The organism is Methylobacterium sp. Leaf85 (assembly GCF_001422125.1).
Lineage (GTDB): Bacteria > Pseudomonadota > Alphaproteobacteria > Rhizobiales > Beijerinckiaceae > Methylobacterium > Methylobacterium bullatum.
Map to the genome: position 1 here is coordinate 1 of NZ_LMME01000011.1, position 18,241 is coordinate 18,241.

Below are 18,241 nucleotides of genomic sequence, written 5' to 3' on the forward strand. Positions count from 1 at the left end.
GGAGCGGAGCGATCTCATCCCAGAGATCATCGGGGAGAAGCGGTCTGGCCATGCCAAACCAACGCTGAAAGCAACGCTCGGTGCCGTTCTGTTAGGCGCTCTAAGTCCAGACGTTCGGCCTGCGAACTCGAAACTTGCAGAGGTGGAGCCAGTAGAACCTGTGCTAGGGCCGACTGATCCCACGAGACCCAGGCTTGAGTTGCAAATAGAACCGCGACTGTACGCGTGTACGAGAATGTCGCTTGCCGCATATTTGCACCCTTGCACCTTCCCGCCTGCAACTGAATGAGCAAAGACGGGGTAGAATTAAAAATCTGCTTTATCAGAGATGCAGAATACCTCTCCTTTATAATTGTCCGTAACTTGGTTTAAAAACGCTTAATGACGATGAGATATCTGCTTAAAGTTCGAACTTGTCTCATATTTTCAGTTTATGTATTTACGAATATAACAAAATGACATGAGTAATTGCGAAAAATATCACACAAAGCCCTTCGATAGTAAAATCATCACAAAGTAATGCTGTTTCGGGAAATTTATCGCAGAATACGGGATCGATAACGCTGGAAAGAACGAGCTGGTCTATCGCATGGCGATGAGGATGGCCGCGAATCTTATGGAGGCCTTTTATGCCAATCGGCGATGAGGGGGACTCACGGGGTCTGTTCGGCGGAGCCGTTGTGATTCGATAAGGCGGACCGGGCGGCTTTGGACCGCGCCGGGTTTTCCGGAGGCCCCGACGCTTGCGAGGATGGAGCCATGAGGCCGAACCCCTCGATGATCTCGCGGAGGACGGTCTCGGGCGCATACCGGTCGATGCCGGCTTCGATCATGGTCGGCCCCCTTCCACGGCAGGGGTGGCGGATCTGGTGGTGGACGCGACCAGAGCCGAGGTCGCGACGCCCAGAGCCGCCACCAGGAAGACCGCGGGCCAGCCGAGAGCGGCGACGGCCAGGCCGCTCAGGACGCCGCCGGCGATTCCGGCCAAGGTCCAGCCCGACTGGACAATGGCGTAGTCCGTCGCCGCCTGATCGGAGGCGCAGGTCCGCATCGCGAGGGCGCACAGGGCGGAGTAGAGGATCGCATAGGCTGCGTAGCACGCCGCGACGAAGGCGGAGGCTATCAGCCCCGTAGCCGGGAAGGCCGTGCCCGCTGCAGCAGCCAAGGAAAGCAGCAAGGCCAGGCCGGTTCCGCTTGCGGCGAGCGTCGCACTCGAACCGAGCGTCCGGCCCAGGACGCCGGCGAATGCCGCTCCAACGATGGCTGCCAATCCCCCTGCCACTCCGAAAGCGACGCCGATGCTGGCGAGGGGAAGGCCGATGGCCACGAGAAGCAGGCGAAATCCACTGATGCCGAGACCGAGCGCACTTCCCAGAGCGACGCTCGACACGACGAGACGCAGTCCCTTGGGACGTCGCGTCAGTGCGGAGAGCGTCGGCCAGGGTCGGCGGAGACGCCCGCCGCCACCCGGCTCACAGTCTCGAGCGAAGCCGAGGGGTGCCAGCAGCGCAAGCGCTGCCAGAACCAGTATGGCATTCGTCCATCCCAGCCGTTCGTAGATCGCTAGGATGGCGGTCGAACCGATCAGCATGCCGCCATACACTCCGCCGACCTTGAGCGGTCCACGCAAGGCGCGTTCGGCATCGTCGCGGGCCGTCTCGACGAGGAAGCCGTCCAGGGCGACATCCATGGTCGCTGCCGCCACACCCATGGGCAGCAGGAGCAGCATCGCCGTATGGGGTTCCAGAGCGGCGCAGATCAGCAGCGCCGCGACGACGATCCCTTGGCAGACGAGGATCCAGCCTCGCCGGCGGCCGAACCGCTCCGAACCGTAGCGATCCACGAGGGGAGCCCATAACGCGGACAGGCCGAAGGGCAGGAACAGCAGCGTGGCGAAGCCGACGAGGGTGAGCGGGACACCTTCCCGTTGCAGGATCGCGGGCAGCGCGGTCTGGATGAAGCCCAGCAACGCGCCGAAGGCCACGTAGAGCGGTAGCACCGCAAACGTCGCTCTGCCGAGGGAGATCGGGCGCGTGATCATCCGATCCTCCGGGCGACGGGAGCGAGGCGATCCGATGCGACCGCGGCCAGGAGGCCGATGCTGAGGCCGATGGCCATGAGGAAGGGGAGACGCGGCTCGACGTAATAGAGGGAGGTGCCGAGGATCGGCCCCACCACGAATCCGAGAGCCATGGCGGCGGAGACCAGTCCGGCGGCGGCGCCCTGCTCAGCCTGCCCGACCGCCAGGGAGGCCGTGGTCTGCAGACCCGGCATGATGACGCCGTAGCCGACGCCCAAGGCGATGCAGCCAGCGACGATGAGGGCAAGATTCTGTGCCAATGCGAGGGCGACGAAACCTGTCAGTAGTCCTGCCGCCCCGAGTCTCAGCATCGTACGCGGCGTTGGCGAGAGCTGTCTGACGATGAGGATCTGGCTCGCCAGGGCGGCCAACGCGAAACCGGCCAGGGCGAAGCCGACCTGTCGCGTCGCAGCCGCAGAATCGAGGCCGAGCAGGTCCTGGACGTAGAAGGACAGGGTCTGCTGGGTTATGGCGATCGTGACGAAGGCGAGCGCGGCAAGGAGCAGGGTCGGCCATAGCCGCGGATCGCCGGGTTTCACCGCGGCCTTGGCTGCCTTCGTCTCAGGTCCCATCGGTGATTCGACCCATACCAGGGTCGCGATCGCCGCGAGGCCTGCCAGGCCGGCGGTGGCAAAGAGCGGTGTCAGCAATCCCCAGCCGACGAGACCGGCTCCGATCACCGGGCCGAGGATGGTTCCGAAGACAAAGCCTGCGCCGACCAGTGCCATGCCGGAGGCACGCCCCGCCTCGTCGGTTGCGGCCGCAACGATCGCCGACGCGGAGGGTTGGATGGCGGCGGCGACCAGCGCGTAGAGAACCCGGCTCGCGAGCATCAGTCCGAAGACCACGTAGACCGAGATGTCGCCGATGAGGCCAAGATGCAGCACATAGGCGAAGAGCGCGGTCGTGAGGGCGTAGCCGGCCAGGCCCAGCGTCAGCGTGCGCCTTCGTCCCCAGCGGTCGGCGGCACGCCCCCAGAACGGTGAGACGACCACGACGACAAGCGCCGAGACCGTGACGACGAGACCGACATCGACGACGTCGAGGCCGATATCGCGGGCGACAGGGCCGAGCATCGCGAACAGCACGGTCTGGCCGGTCCCGAACACGATCAATCCGAACAGGATGGTGGCCAGCGTCTGACGGGACAACGAAGTCATGCGGCGATCTCCTGGGTCGCGATGGCGCGAAGACGAATGATGGTGTGACGCGGAGCAGACCTTCATCGGGCCATTCGTGCGCGCGTCCCGGCCATGGCGGGGCGCTCGACCCGCAGGCTGAAAACGGCCGACAATGAGGAGACCTCATCGTCGGCCGCGCGCGCGACTGCGCGGCGGCGGGCGTCCGCCGAATGCGCTGAGGACGACCATCGGTCGGGATCAGCGCCGCTTGGTATTATGTGGCGAAGAGGGAGAGGCGGTCCTCGCCGATGCGGACACGCATCTCCGGACGCTCGATGCCGAGTCCTTCGCGCGGAGCGAGACACGGCCCGGCCGCCGCGCAGGAAACAGCGCATTCGATCATGACATAAGGGAAGAGCTTACCCGAATTCTTGTTATGAAAATGTGATCTCACCCGGCGGACAAAAGCATAATCTGGAATTGTTCCAGTAATGCACATGACTGCCCCGCACTTCCGAAGCCTGGACGGCAAATCCTATGCATCATTGCGAGGGCCGTTGCGCGAAAGATCGCATTTGCGATTCGTCAAAAGATCTTTGCTGCGATCGTCCAAACTGGAAGAATTTCGATCTCGCCCTGCAGTCTCAGGCCGCCCCATAAGCGGTCGGTTGAGGGGCTGCCACAACACAGCGTGGGGTCAAAAATTCTTGTTTCCGGCAAGGCGCGCTGCTAGCACGGCGATTGACTGAGTTTCGGCGCGATAGAACATCGTCATTGTAATAGTTCTACATCGTAAAGACTGTTCACGCTTTCAAGTGCACGGGAGCTGTTGCGTATCTTGGAGCGCGGTCGGCATGGAAGGCGGAATGGCATGGAGTGTCGCTGCGACGCCATCTGCGATTGGGAGAATCCGGATACGGCGGTCCACCCACCGGAGACGCTCAGCGGAAAATCGGCGAAGTACGATGTCGTCTTCAAGGAGGATGGCGTCACCCTGCTCTCCACGAACTTCCAATCGGTCGAGCCGATTTTCGTCGAGGCGCAGACCTTTCCTTGCGTCTGCATGAGCATCGTCCTCGATGGGCGCGCCGAGGGGCAGACGGCTGGGTTCGATGCCAGCTTTTCACCGAACGAGGTATGGGTCGCGACCTCGAACGCGCGCATGCACATCCAGAAAGTGATCATGCCGGACCTCCCGGTCCGGACAGTTGAACTCATCGTCCTGCCGGAATGGTTCGAGCGGAACGAGCAGCGCTTCCTGAAGGACCAGCCCTTCATGCGGATGTGGGCGGCCTTGAATGGCCCGACATCGGTCCGGCGCCGCCCCCTCGACGCGCGTCTGAAACGCATCGCCTGGGCGGTCCACCATCCGCCGCGGACCGACGGACTCATCGCGTTGCACTACCAGAGCCGGGCTCTCGATCTCCTGAGCGCCCTGGCGGACGAGTTCGACCACGTCGATCCCAAACCGAAGGCGCCTTCCCTCAGTGCTCAGTCGATCGAACGCATCATGGCGGTGCGCCAGTGGATCGACGGCAACCCAAGCGGCACGACCTCGATCGTGTCCCTGGCGAGTGAGTTCGGCATGAGCCCGAGCAAGCTCCGGCAGGATTTCTGCGTCGCTTTCGGGATCTGCATCGGCAGCTACATCTCCGACCGCCGGCTCAACTACGGGCGGGAGCTCATCCAGACCATGGGCCTCACCGTGTCGGAGGCTGCCTATCGTGCCGGCTATGCGCATCCAGCGAACTTCGCGACGGCGTTCAAGCGACGATTCGGCCATCCCCCGAGCGCGGCGCGCAGCTGAGACCGTATCCCGAACTCGTCGCCCGCCCCCCTTCGCGGCGGCCCGGGGCGGGGGGCGTCATGCCCCCGCATAGGCCTTTTGTCAGACTGCAAACGGGATACCGGTAACCTTGGCCGTTGTCGTTTGAGAGACTGGCACCCGGTTCTTCCCTCCGAGTGTCATCATGATCGTCCGCGGCAGCCTTGCCCTCATTCTTGCGTCCGCCGCATCCCCGGCTCTCGCCCAACAGGTCGCGGCACCGGCGGGCCCCGTGACCCTCGATGAACTCAGCGTGACGGCGCAACACCGGCCGGAGCGGGCCGGTGACGTGCCGATCAGCCTCGGTCTGCGAACAGCGGCCGATCTCGACCGTCATGAGATCCGCCGCGCCGATCAGGCGATCAACGAAATTCCGAATGCCCAGATGGGGACGCTGAGCGGCAGCCTCTACACCAACTTCACCGCCATTCGCGGCATCGGCTCCGGCCTCATCGACACCGACCCGGCGGTCGGCTTTTACAAGGACGGCGTGTCCGTCGGGAATTCTCAGGGCTATTCGGGTGGGCTGCTCGACGTCGACCGCGTCGAGGTCTTGCGGGGCCCGCAGGGAACTCTCTACGGCCGCAACAACCTCGCAGGAGCGATCAACGTCATCTCCAGCTTGCCCGATCCCGCACGGGTGTTCGGCGAAGTCGGGATCGAGTACGGCCGCTTCAACCAGTTGCGCGGCTTCGGCATCGTCAACATGCCGATCGCCAACTCGGGCTGGGCTGTCCGCGGCGCGCTATCGGGCAGCCGGAACGACGGATACACGCCCAATCTCGCCACGCACCGCGATCTGAATTCGCTTGAAGACCTTCACGGGCGCTTCAGCGTGAAGGGGGACATCACCGACACGCTCGAATTCATCGGCAGCGTCGAGAGCCAGAGTCAGCGCAGCTACGACGCGGCTTTCCAGCGGGATCAGGATTTCCGCGCCGGCCGCGCTCGTGTCGATATCCTCGACCCCTTCAACGGCACACTCAACACGACGACGGCCCGCACCCAATTCACCCTCAAGCGCGAGAACGGCGACCGGATCGTCTCGATCACAGGCTTCCAGGACAGAAACAACGAGTATCGCGGTAACACCTTTCCCCGCGGCTACTTCGCGCCGCTGGAGGCGCAGTATCAAGCCTTCGGAATCGCCGGATTTCGCTACCGCACCGACAACCCGTTCCGCGGCAGCTACCAGCAGTTCTCGCAGGAATACCGATACATCTCCGATGCCGACGACCGGTTCAAATGGCTGGCCGGCGCCTATGTGGAGCACAGCAAGGGCTCGAGCACCTACGGCCTCAAGAGCACGTTCTCTCCCGGTGGCTTCCTCACGGGCGACAGCGTGAGCCTGGCGTCGAAAGCCGACATCGCGACGACCGCCGTCGCGGGCTTCGTCGACGGGTCCTATGCCCTGACCGAACGTCTCAAGCTCTTCGCCGGCGCCCGGGTCGGACATGACTGGAAGGACATCGATTATCGCTTCAGCGTCGACAACCCGTCCTTCGCAGCCCTCGGATTCACCGCCGCCTTCGCGTCCTCGTTCCGCAATACCCTGTCGGAGGCCTACGTGACCCCGCGGGCGGGACTCCAATTCGCGCTGAATCCGGAGGTGAACATCTATGCGAGCGTCAGCCGGGGCTACAAATCCGGCGGATTCAACTCGGCATTCGTCAGTGTGGGTGACGACCGACCATACAAGTCCGAGTCTCTGATGACCTACGAGGCCGGATGGAAGGCGCAGCTTCTCGACAACCGGCTGTCCATCGACGGAGCCGTCTTCTTCAACGATTGGAGCGACCAGCAGGTCCAGGTCAACAACATCGCGACCCAGTCGACCCCGATCCAGAATGCCCTCAGCAGCCAATCCTATGGTGCCGAGGCCGAGGGCCGGTTCCGTATCGACGAGCATTGGTCGGTCCGCGCCGGCGTGGGCTACGTCGATGCGACCTACGAAGATTTCAAGAATGCCATCGCCACCGGGCGCTCGGTCGCGATCGACGCAAGCGGCAACCAGCAGCAATACGTTTCGAAATATAACGGCTCCATCGGCGGAAGCTATGCATGGAAGACAGGTTACGACAATCTGACCGGGACCATCGATGTATGGTACAATGCAAAATCGGGTTTCTACTTCGATGCGGAAAATACGCTGCGGCAACCGGGATACGGTTTGCTCAATGCGCGCATCTCGTTCGAGAACGAGCGTTATGCGCTGAGCCTGTTCGGCACGAATCTGACCGACACGCGCTATCGCAGCATTGCTCTCGACGTCGGCTTCGGTCCTTTGGTCGCCATCGCTCCCCCTCTCATGGTTGGCGGTTCGGTTCGGCTCAAATTCTGACACCGGGATAGGCCCAGGCAGCCAATGCGACGCGCCGCCGAGACATCGTATTCTGACGGGAAAACGGAATGACCGAAGGACGACGCTCCTCCGTGCCGACCGAAGACGATCTGGGTCAAAGCTTCGATGCGCCGCCGGTCGTCGTGCTCGACCTGCCGCCACCGGGCACCCCCGACCGGCTGCGCTCGCAGCATGATGCGCTCGACCGTCTCATCCAAGACAAGAGGGCGTTCGCGATCGTCACGACCGCCTCAGGCGGAGACGAGACCGCGGAGGAACGCGCGGCCCAGGCCGCATGGCTCAAGGTGCATCTCCATGAGTTTGCCCAGGTCTGCCGCGCGTACTTCATCGTTGAACCCGATGTTTCACGGCGTGCTGTGCTTCGACAGCAAGCAGACAAGCTCTCGAAGGCGTTTCCAATCCCGATGTATTTCGCAGAGTCGAAGGACCATGCCGTTGCTCAAGCATATAAATTCATGACAAGCCGGTGAGCGCGAATTGTACTCCATCGACGTATATTGGCCTGCCACCTGAAAAGTGGTCCTCCCTGAAGTATGGCTTCGCACCGTGTGGAGGATGTCATCATGGGGCGGAGGAATCATACGGCTGAAGAAATTGTCGCTAAGAGTGCCTCACAAAATTCCCGACCACGGTCGGTTCTCGCTCCGCGCACGACAGCGCAGCGGGAGTTCTGTGAGAGACACTCGGCTGCGCCAGGTCGATGTCTTGGTCTCGCAAGGCCGCAAGGTCGCTGAAGCAATTCGGTCCAGCGAGGTGACGGACGCCACGTATTATCGCTGGCGCTCCGAGTACGGCGGCCTGAAAGGGCGATCAGGTCAGGCGGCTGAAGTCCCTGGAGACCGAGAACCAACGACTTCGTCGGGCAATCGCCGACCTGACCCTGGAGACGCTCATTCTCACGGAGGCGGCTTCGGGACCCAAAGGGCAGCGCCAGCAAAACTTCTGAGCGCGGCGTGTCGGAACGCTTCGCCTGCCGTGTCCTGGGCCGGCATCGTTCGACGCAGCGCAGGACTGCCGTCGCGGTCGAGGTCGCACCGACGACCGCCATCGTCGCTCTCGCTCTGCAGTATGAACGCTGCGGCTACCGTCGGATCACGGCCTTACAACAGCATCCGTCCGCACTCCTCGCTCGGATACCAGCCACCTGTGCCGGAGGTCGTCATCTGGCCAACGGAACCGAGCGGATCAGCGCCGCTCGCTCACCCCGCCATCGTCACGCGACCGACGATGCCCTAACTTCGGACTTCGGCCACCGCATGGGGGCAGGCCACATTGGCGCGATCCGCCTGGACGCACCGAAAGGTAGAGATTGCCACCGTCGCTGTGCAAGCCGAGGGGTCGCGTCGCGATCTGCTTGGCAGTCAACTTGTTGATGGTGGGCACGGTCCGGCCCCTGCACGACAGTGCCCAATCACGACGTGTGCCCTTGGCAGTCCTGGCGCACCCCGATGCGACCACGTCAGTGCGGAATATGGTGTCAGCTCAACGGGTTCGACAGCCCGGAAAACCACGGACGACCTTGCAGCTCTGATATCTGGCGGAAGGGGTGTCCGCTTCATCAACAGAAATAAATTATATTTTTCAACAGCATAAGCAATAAAACCCGACGGCTACCCACGTTCTTGCCCACATGTAATCGTCGGACGGTAGCGAATAACAACGAATATAGGCGAAGAACGAGGGGTCTGTAGGCTCGACAAGATTATGCCTCGCGCTACCGTACCGATGTCTCGCGCGATCCATCAAACAAGCGTATGCTGAGCGCCAGCCCGAAAGGAGACCCACTTTGTACAAAGTTAAGGCAAACGACCACGCTGGGCGCGCGCGCATCTTTGCGTGCGGAACCGCCGATCAAGCGCTCGAAAAAACATGGGAACTCGCAGGCCGAGGCTTCAAAGACATTTTGGTAGCTGATCCTTCAGGCCAAGAGGTCAACGCCAGCGCTTTTGAACGCTCAATGAACCTTGATTGATATTGATCAAACCCCAGGCACAAAGTCAGCGCTTAGGTAACTAAATAGCAAGTGCCGGGTTCGGTATCTTGATGTTCAACCTTTGAGGCGAGCGCGTGACTGGGGCCGCGACGCGGACGCAAATCACCAACTTCCTGACTTAGACCTAACGCATCAACCTGACGGCGATCCAGACGATGGTGGAAGCAGCATTCAATCAGGCCTAAAGTGGCAACCGTACCCAGGCGCCTCACCCCGAAAGCAACCGCTCCGCCTCCGACCCAAGCTGGCCGTTCGACTCGCTTTGGTCGCGTCCCATAAGCGAACGTTCGTTGGTCGACCGGCAACGTCACCCCGGGGTGCAGGCTGTATGAAAACGTCGAAACGTCGAGACTCAGCAGCGCAATTTTCTACCGAAGGCTGATATACATCGCCTTGGATGACTTTTACAGCGGCTGAAAAGGGGTATCGTAGACGATATTTCTATTTGCGACGCACAGATATTCGTTTTCACACCGCCTCGGTGGGAAGCGGAACCTAGCCAAGCGTCCGAAAGCGGATGCTCCGCCTTCTACAGATATAAGGTGTTCAGGCCGCTACCAGACATTCCTGAAAGCAATCGTTTTTCGTTTATAATGCAAATTCGGCTCGGCGGAAGGTAGAAATGTTTAAAGCAATTCGAAGTTTGCTTGACTTTGATTTGGGCTATCTATGTCGTGCGAAAAATATCAAAGAGACGAATGGGGCTTGACAGCAACGCTTGTTTCGAAAAATCCTGACTAGGTCTGCCTGATTGAGTTTGTTTCTCGAGCTGTAATTTTGCAAGAATTAATGCCACATCGGAGTTGCGGGCGCATGCTAAAGTCTGTCTTTTCTACCACAGCTATAATAATGTCGATATATTCGAGCGCAGCCTTGGCGCAATGCGATCCCAGGCTTTTTATGTCTCAAGATATAGATTTTAGTCATAGCAGTAAGACATTTAGATTAATCTACGCGCGAGATATCACACAGACAATATTTGAAGAACTTAAGAGAAGCGGAAAAATCAGCACTATTATTCCAGACATCGATTTGCCCGTTGATATCAGTTTTTCTGATTTTAAAAAGCTTGTTTACTCTTTGCTCGATAGATCGAATTTAGACGTAACACAGGCCCAAGCCGATACAATTTACAAATCTCGGCTATCTCAAGCTTCGGCGCAGATGTACGCTGAATGTTTGAAATCACATCAAATCTACACAGAGCTTCAAGTGCCAGAAAATGCTTCATCCTTAAAAAAATTCTTTGCTATTTTAACTTGGCATGGTCCGGCTGAAGCTAAAAAAGGCACTATTGATATAGTCGGCCGAGATCGATTCCAAATTTTGGGTGGAGAAATTATTGATCGAGAAAGTTATAACAAGATTGGCGAAATAAAAAGCGGCGAAAGCATTAGAATTCCCGTTGAAAGAGACTTAAATGATGATTTCTCGATGAGCATGTCGGTCGATGGGCATTCTGCTCAAGTCGATCTTCCAAAGCAGGCAGTAAGTATTCCCATTCAATATGTGCTGAAAAGAAGTGCCGATGTATCAGCGTACGGAGATAGTGGTAACGATCAAGAAAATCAAGGATGCCTTAACGCAGATAGCGATGAAGAATTGTTAGTGAGTTCAGCTAATATCGTAAATACAGTAACGCAGAAGCCGAGTGGTGGTCGCATAGCAACATTTTTTGTTGGCCCCAAAACCTCAAAGTCTATATGCATGGCGGCGAAAGCCGACGTGGATGGGCCGGGCAAGGTCTCTAGAATAATTGGCCATATCGAAGCTATAGCGATCAAATCTTTAAAAAGTAAGTAAAAATGCGAGATTTTAAAAAATATGAGAATATAGATCGAATAATTGGTACCGGCTGCGGGTATCAGTCTCAATTGGTGCCCGCGGCAATGTCGACTTCGCTGCATCCGCCACCCAAAAGCAAAGCGGCGGAAGTCCATTCCTGCGGCCCAAGGTCCTCTTACTTACGGTGCAGGAAAGCAGACCTCGCAAGGGCCCGCTGTGGGCCGAAAGCATTCTTATCGCGAGTGAAGTGCAGAGCCTTTAAATCGTCGCGTGCGCAGTCGGCAACTCACTGACTTGCGTTGTGTAACGCGGGCTGCGCATCTCGAATTTGGTCGACCACGTTCGCTTCGCTTCAAGACCAGCCCGCGCCGGCACGACGGCCCCCCGGCCAAAGCGCCGATTGCACTCGTCCATCGCGGCCATCAGCGGCCCGCTCCGCTCGCGGTCGAGCTGCCCGATCAGCGCGCGCTGGCCATTTTCCAGCGGTGCAAGGTCGGTCGTAATGATGCCGGCCTTGCTGAAGCGCCAGGGGCGGTCCCCTGATGACTCGCACCATGTCTTCGCCACGCCGGCCCGGGCCGCTTTGATGAGGGCCAGGGTGTCGTTCGTAGGCTCCGGTAGGGTGACGGTAGTCGAGACGGACCGCATCGGGTCCCCGCGGTCGTGCTCCGACGTGTGGTAGAAGACGGTGACGTGGGTAGTGCCGAGGCCACCGCGCCGGAGCTTCTCCCCGAGCCGGGTCGCATACGCGGACACCGCCTGCTCCATCGTCTCCCGATCCTCGATCCGGCGGGAGAACGAGCGTGTCACCGCGCAGCCCTTACGCTGCGCCGGCAGCTCTTCCAACGGCAGGCAGGCGAGGCCTCTCAGCTCGTGGATAATGCGCTCCCCCACCACCGTCATCGCCTTACGGACGGGCCGGGGATCGAGGTCGCGCAGGTCCGCCACGCTATCGACGCCCATGGCTTCGAGCTTGGTGAGGGAGGCCCGGCCAATGCCCCATACCTCGCCGACGTGGATACGGCAGAGCCATGCCGCGCGCTCGTCCTCGTCCGACAGGTCGCAGACGCCCCCTAGCTCGGGGATCGTCTTCGCAATGTGGTTGGCGAGCTTGGCGAGGGTCTTGGTCGGGCCGATCCCGACGCAGGTCGGGATGCCGGTCCAGGCCCGTACCGTCGCGCGGAGGTCGCGGGCAAGCTCCCGACGCCGATCCTCGCGGACGTCCGAGATGTCGAGGAAGCTCTCGTCTATCGAGTAGATTTCCACCCTCGGTGCGAAGTCGCGATACACCGCGTTCGCCCTGGCGCTCATGTCCCCATAGAGCGTGTAGTTGGATGAGAACGCCCGCACGCCCTCGCGCTTGCATAGGGCCTGGATTTTAAACCAAGGCTCGCCCATGCGGATGCCGAGGGCCTTGGCCTCGGCGGTGCGGGCCACCGCACAACCATCGTTATTGGACAGGACGATCACGGGGACGCCGATCAGCTTGGGATCGAACACCCGCTCGCATGAGCAATAGAAGCTGTTGCCGTCGATCAGGGCGATGGCCCGGCTCATCGAACTAAGCCGGCGCGGGCGATGTGCCACCGGATCGAGAAGCGCACCACGCCCCATATCTCGGCCTCGGCGGCCTCTTCGACGGCGAAGGCGGGAAGGTCGGGATTGTCGAATGCGAGGCGCGCCACACGCTCCTCAACGAGGAAGCGCTTGATCGACATCTGCCCGTCGACAGCAGCGACCACGACGCTGTCGTGTGTGGGCTTGAGGCTCCGATCCACCACGGCGAGGTCGCGGTCGAAGATGCCGGCGCCGCGCATGGAATCCCCGGAGATGTTCCAGGCGAACGTTGCCGGCGGGTTCGGGGCGAGCCAGCGCGGTAGCTCAAGGGCGCCTTCGAGGAAGTCGTCGGCGGGCGACGGGAAGCCGGCGCAGAGCGTCGGCCCCATGATCGGCACGCGCACGACGCTGTCGCCATCTCGCGCCAGCTCCTCGATCCGGTACACGCCCACGACCGTTCCCTTCCCAAAACTAGAACAGAAAGAGAACAACCGCCCTACCGGTTCCCGGTCAAGCTCGTTGTTCGGTCTCGGTGATGACGGCCCCAGCATGTTGGGAGCGCCAAAACATTGTGCCTGGGCTCTGTCGCTGGACGATGCTTCCGAAGCTTTGGTTGTGATCGCGGGCCTGCGTGCGGGCGAGATTCACCACCTCATCCTCGCGTAGGTCGAGTTGTACCCATCCGAAATGACGGCACAGGCGGCTTGGAATGTGGGCGCCGATCCATGGTTCTCGGCTGGAATGACGGATTGGACGTGCGCGTTCTCGGCGGACGGGGCCATTCGCTGGTACTACGCCGCCTGCTGTGGCGTCTTTAATGCCGTGCTGGAGCACGACGGGTCTTTTTCGGTGCTACCCGCCGCAAGCTCGGCCGAGCGAGCAGTGAAACGGTCGGCTTTGGATGTTATCACCCATCAGGGCCTGGATTTTTGGCAACCAAGGCTACCTCCGGCCTTCCTCGACTGCTCATTTGCCCTTGCCATAAACCAACAGCGGGTCCTTACGCTTGCAACTAAATTTTCTCGTCAGGATCATTTGATGACGCTCGCCGAAGCCCTACAGCGGTTTAACCGTAAGGAGCGCCACTGGCTTGTGCGCGATGCCCTCGGGGAGACTTCGCGACGGCTGGACTGCAATTTCCTGAAGCGCGTCGAGGCCGCCGTTCGGTGCCGTGATTCTACCTTCTCCGCGGACCCAGCAGCATGGTGGGCCATCGATTTTCACATTGATTGGCTCGTGGCGGCCCTGCACGCGCATTGTTCGCCGGACGCGGCGACAGCCCGACAGTCAAATGGGGACCGGCGGGTAACCGGCAGCCAACAGGACATCGATCTAGTCGTGGTCTCAGGCACGACCCTGATCCTAATTGAGGCAAAGGGCGTTGGCTCCTGGAGAGGAGCAGGCTTAGATCAGAAAATAGGACGGTTGGCGGCCCTTACGCCGTCTGTGTTCGGTGCCGACGGCCTATTGGGGGACGTCCGGACACATTTTCTACTCTGCTCGCCCGGCCCAGCTCCATCTCTCGACGTCACGCCTTGGCCAAGCTGGACATTGGTTGATGGACGACCACTCCATATCCCGATGAAGGTCAGCGCCGAAGGCGGGCCACTCCTACGGGTTGAGCGATGCAACGATAAGAACCGGTCCGACGCGGGCGGGGAATTTTGGCACGCCGTCGAAGATCGTCCCGGCAACAAGCTCGTGAGAAACGTCGATCTTCGACCAATTCTGAAACCAGTATCTTGACTTGCTCCAGGCACGACGAAATTCGAATGGGCTAGGAGCAGGGGGCATCGGCATGTTCAGGGAAGCCCTGGTCACGATTGGGTTTATTGCTTCGCTGTCCGCCGTGTCGGCAGCCGCTGGCGACCTCACGCTCGCTGGGAATGCCCGGTGGGTGGTCCTCGCGTCTCGCGCCGATCTCAACGAGGCCATTGGCATCGCACGCTATCACCGCTGGCGGCACCCAAACATCCGAGTGATGCGGTCGGCAAATGGTTGGTTTGCCGTCGCCTACGGCCCGGAACAGGCCGCCAACCCTCGTTTGGTTCGCGAGCGGCTCGTCCGCGAGGGAGGACTGCCGAAAGATTTCATCCTGTCCCGCGGCGACAGCTATGTCGAACAGGTTTGGTCACCGCCGCCCCCGACGCGGACCGAGAGCGTCAAATACGATGGCCTCCGTGACAGCGTGATGCGAATTGGCGATCTCTCGGTCGCGATGAGCAGTGCCGCGACAGCCGGTGGGCCTGAGCGCTATCCTGTCGCGATTGGGCGCCTCGGGGGCCGCCAGAGCTTCAGAATGGCGTTGGAGCGATCCGTTCGCGAAGCCCCGGAAAGTCCGGGGACTGATGTCGCCGAATTGAAAGCGGTGCGCCTCGACCCGGCGGCGACGAGACCCAGCCTCGTCTTCACGTCGTTTTGGGGCGGCGCCCATTGCTGCACCGTCACGCAGATTGCGACCGAGGATGGCCCTGCGGGCCGGTGGACCGTGGTGGATGGCGACACGCTCGACGGCACAGGGGGGTATGATTTCGAGGACCTCGACGGGGATGGGTTCCACGAACTGCTCAGTGGAGACCAGAGCTTTTTGTACGCCTTCGGCGCCTATGCGACGGCCAATCCGCCGTCCAAGATTCAGCAGCTGCGCGGCGGTCGCATCGAGGATGTCACCCGGCATCCGGCGTTTGCCTCGTACCAGCGCCAGGAGCTCGCCACGATGGAGCACGGGGCCGACCTCAATCCGGAGCGGTGGCGAGACAACAACTTCCTCGGCGGGTGGGTGGCGCAGAGCATTCTCGCCGGCCGCGGCGATGCGGCGTGGCCGCGGATGCTGCAGCTGTACGACCGCAACGACGAATGGACGTACGAGGTCTGCGCGGTCAGCCTGCCGCTCCACAAATGTCCCGACGGCAAGCGACGCAAGACCGATTTTCCCACGGCCCTGCGGCGGCACCTAGACGAAAACGGCTACGGCTCTTCCGTGCCCGTGTCTCGTCCGACAACGGCCAATGATGTCCCGTTCGGCCCACCGCGATACGAAGCCGCCGCAGCCCAGTTCGACCGCCTTCCCTTTGAGGAACGCATGCGGCTCCAGGTCCTCCTGACGGCTGCCGGCCATCAGGTGGCGGTACCCAATTCCGCATTTTCAAAGCGGCTCTTTGAGACCGTGATCCGCTACCAGACTCAGGCCGGACAACCAGTCACCGGCATGCTCGATGAGAGCGGTCTTGCCACGCTTTCTGCCGAGGCGACGCCGCTAATGCGCAACTGGGGCTTCCGCGAGGCCACGCACCCAACGCGCGGTCGCCCGATCTGGGTCCCGTTCGGTCTCGGGCTGCGTGAAAAGCGCGGTGACCTCGGTGTGACCTGGACCGACCCTGCGGGACGCGTCGTGCTGAGCTACACCAGCGCTCCCGACAGCTTGGAGGACAGCTACCGAAGCGCATTGGCGCGCTTCAGCCAGAACGGTGGCCGCGTCAATTACAAGGTTCTCCGGACCGACTTTTTCGCCATCTCGGCCACCGCCGCAGACGGCCTCGACTGGTACATTCGCTTCCATCGAGATGGAGCGGGCGTTCTCGGCTTTTTCCTCGCCTGGAAGACCGCTGAGACCGATTTGCATATGGAGCGGGTTGCCGTCCTCGTATCCGGCTCCCTATCCGCCGCAATGACCGGCGCACCCTTTACGAGTCCGCCAACGTTCGCGCCAGCACCATCGGCCGTGGCCGTCGCACGCCCGTTCGAGCCGGCCGTACCACCGCCACCCGCGGTCGTTCCGAAACCGCCAGAGGATCGGCCGCGCCAGTCCTCCTCGGGCACCGGCTTTTTTGTCAGCCGTGACGGACACCTCCTGACGAACGCGCACGTGGTCAGCGAATGCACCACCATCGAGGTCAACGGGCCGAGCGGGCTTGTGCCGGCGCGTCTTGCGGCCAAGGACGCAACCAACGACCTCGCCCTGCTAAAGACCGACATTACGCCGCTGAAGGTGGCGGCAGTGCGCTCGGGCGTGCGCCTTGGCGAGGCAGTAGCCGTGTTTGGCTACCCGCTGTCCGGCATGCTGTCGACGTCGGGAAACTTCACCCTCGGCAACATCACGGCCCTCACCGGGCTGGGCGACGATTCGCGGTACTTTCAGATTTCGGCGCCGGTGCAGCCGGGCAATTCCGGAGGCCCGCTTGTCGACTCGAACGGAAATTTTATCGGCGTGGTGACGGCAAAGCTGAATGCGCTGAAGGTGATGGTCGCCACGAACGGCGACATTCCTCAAAACGTCAACTTCGCAATCAAAGGCTCCGTGGCGAGTACGTTCTTAGAGAGCAACGGCGTGGCCTTCACCGCCGGGGCCGAAGCAAATGCGCTACAGCCCGCTGACTTGGCCGAGCACGCGAAATCGATGAGTGCCTTCGTGTCATGCAGATGAATTTGCCCAGCAAACCCATGCGTGCACTTCCTAAAGGCACCCATCGCCTCCCGTAGGGGCGGTTGCAAATGAATGCGGGGCGCACGATTGGGCGCTTTATACTGATTCAACCAGACACTGAAATTCGTTTGGCTGTTTCAGTATATACACCTTAAATACACGTTGCCCCCGCCGCGACCAACCATCAGCCTCTCTCCGGCCCTTTCGGCCTATTCCTGGTCCCACGCCGTGTGAGTACCGACTTGGCCTCCTCCTGATCCGCCTTCGGCTCACTGCGCGACCATCGACCAAAATCCTTGATGGGCACCAAGACCCCGCGGCCCTGCCACTGGTAGCCCTGGAGGAACAAGCGGTCGCGTGCTCGCTGTGTCGCCAGAAATTTCATCATGGGTTCGGCCTCGCGGTTGCTCATCTGCCGCTTGTATGGCCGCCTCCTTCTCGGATCGTGGATGCGCTTACCGATGCAAGCCGGGTCTTTGATCAGGTATTTGGTCCAGCCCAGCTGCGGGCCGGATTCTGAAAACATAAACGGTCGATTTGTAGTTATCGTCGGGGCAAAGGCTCGCCGAAACATGGACCTGATCTCGGCCTGCCGCCCGTCGGTTCGAATGAAGCCATGGACGTGAATCGACCACCGCCCTACGGCGAACTTACCATCCGCAGTGCGGAACACCTCCCAGTCGATGTCGAAACCCGCTACAATGGCCAATCCGTTCAAGCCGTTAGCACGAAGCTTGTCCCGTAGCGCACGCTCACATCTCGCAAAAGACGCCAGCATCAATTGGGCGTCGTCATAGGTTTCCGCTCCCCAAACGAGGGTGAATGGCAGCCACTCGCCGTCGGACCGAATTTGGGCCCGGAGCTGGGGCCATAACCGGGCCAAGAGTGCCGCTCTACAGGTACTGCAATGGGCCAGCCCGCACGGTTCAGATTCGTCGCATTTGATTGGCTTACGAAGGGTGCGTTTGGAGGATTTGCAATCGTCAAGCGCTTTTTTGCGACACGGGGGTGAAGGCCGACGGGGGACATAAACTGACATGCGTGGTCTCCGTGGTTACCACGGTGACTTTACAAGGCCGATAAATTGCGATGCTG

12 protein-coding genes and 1 pseudogene are annotated in these 18,241 nt (G+C 60.8%); 8 read left to right on the plus strand and 5 right to left on the minus strand.

The window, feature by feature from the left end; genetic code table 11:
- Window positions 1–829: 829 nt before the first annotated feature.
- Together ASF08_RS08530 and ASF08_RS08535 are read right to left on the minus strand one after the other, a co-directional pair.
- Window positions 830–2,041, minus strand: a complete 1,212-nt coding sequence (locus ASF08_RS08530) for an MFS transporter (protein ID WP_056143819.1) — start codon at window positions 2,039–2,041, stop codon at window positions 830–832.
- On the minus strand, window positions 2,038–3,240 hold the full coding sequence (locus ASF08_RS08535) for an MFS transporter (protein WP_056143822.1): 1,203 nt from the start codon (window positions 3,238–3,240) through the stop codon (window positions 2,038–2,040). Before ASF08_RS08535 ends, ASF08_RS08530 begins: the two co-directional genes overlap by 4 nt.
- A gap of 832 nt (window positions 3,241–4,072) precedes the next feature.
- Here ASF08_RS08535 and ASF08_RS08540 point away from each other — a divergent pair.
- The 6 genes and pseudogenes from ASF08_RS08540 to ASF08_RS24660 all read left to right on the plus strand — a co-directional run bounded on the left by ASF08_RS08540 (window position 4,073) and on the right by ASF08_RS24660 (window position 11,184).
- Window positions 4,073–5,008 (plus strand): helix-turn-helix transcriptional regulator, encoded by a 936-nt coding sequence (locus tag ASF08_RS08540; protein ID WP_056143824.1) that lies wholly within the window; start codon window positions 4,073–4,075, stop codon window positions 5,006–5,008.
- A gap of 163 nt (window positions 5,009–5,171) precedes the next feature.
- Window positions 5,172–7,367, plus strand: a complete 2,196-nt coding sequence (locus ASF08_RS08545) for a TonB-dependent receptor (RefSeq protein WP_056143827.1) — start codon at window positions 5,172–5,174, stop codon at window positions 7,365–7,367.
- Window positions 7,368–7,435: 68 nt separating this feature from the next.
- Complete coding sequence (locus ASF08_RS08550; RefSeq protein WP_056143830.1) at window positions 7,436–7,858, plus strand: hypothetical protein; 423 nt, start codon at window positions 7,436–7,438, stop codon at window positions 7,856–7,858.
- A gap of 202 nt (window positions 7,859–8,060) precedes the next feature.
- Window positions 8,061–8,491 (plus strand): annotated as a pseudogene (locus ASF08_RS23925) (transposase); the annotation flags it as partial.
- A 683-nt stretch (window positions 8,492–9,174) separates the two neighbouring features.
- Window positions 9,175–9,360, plus strand: a complete 186-nt coding sequence (locus tag ASF08_RS25710) for a hypothetical protein (protein WP_082473131.1) — start codon at window positions 9,175–9,177, stop codon at window positions 9,358–9,360.
- Window positions 9,361–10,194: 834 nt separating this feature from the next.
- Entirely contained in the window at window positions 10,195–11,184 is a 990-nt protein-coding gene (locus tag ASF08_RS24660; RefSeq protein ID WP_156629515.1) for a hypothetical protein, read from the plus strand.
- 240 nt (window positions 11,185–11,424) lie between these two features.
- Here ASF08_RS24660 and ASF08_RS08555 read toward each other — a convergent pair whose 3' ends face one another.
- Together ASF08_RS08555 and ASF08_RS08560 are read right to left on the minus strand one after the other, a co-directional pair.
- Complete coding sequence (locus ASF08_RS08555) at window positions 11,425–12,723, minus strand: Y-family DNA polymerase (protein ID WP_056143834.1); 1,299 nt, start codon at window positions 12,721–12,723, stop codon at window positions 11,425–11,427.
- Window positions 12,720–13,175: a LexA family protein gene (locus tag ASF08_RS08560; protein WP_056143837.1), complete on the minus strand. Its 456-nt coding sequence runs from the start codon at window positions 13,173–13,175 to the stop codon at window positions 12,720–12,722. Before ASF08_RS08560 ends, ASF08_RS08555 begins: the two co-directional genes overlap by 4 nt.
- A gap of 289 nt (window positions 13,176–13,464) precedes the next feature.
- On the opposite strand from ASF08_RS08560, the gene ASF08_RS24665 reads away from it, so the two are divergent.
- Both ASF08_RS24665 and ASF08_RS25715 read left to right on the plus strand, forming a co-directional pair.
- Window positions 13,465–14,469: a hypothetical protein gene (locus tag ASF08_RS24665; RefSeq protein ID WP_162238948.1), complete on the plus strand. Its 1,005-nt coding sequence runs from the start codon at window positions 13,465–13,467 to the stop codon at window positions 14,467–14,469.
- A gap of 52 nt (window positions 14,470–14,521) precedes the next feature.
- Window positions 14,522–17,146, plus strand: a complete 2,625-nt coding sequence (locus ASF08_RS25715) for a serine protease (protein WP_056143841.1) — start codon at window positions 14,522–14,524, stop codon at window positions 17,144–17,146.
- 184 nt (window positions 17,147–17,330) lie between these two features.
- Here ASF08_RS25715 and ASF08_RS08570 read toward each other — a convergent pair whose 3' ends face one another.
- Window positions 17,331–17,924 (minus strand): hypothetical protein, encoded by a 594-nt coding sequence (locus ASF08_RS08570; RefSeq protein ID WP_156629517.1) that lies wholly within the window; start codon window positions 17,922–17,924, stop codon window positions 17,331–17,333.
- Window positions 17,925–18,241: the final 317 nt, after the last annotated feature.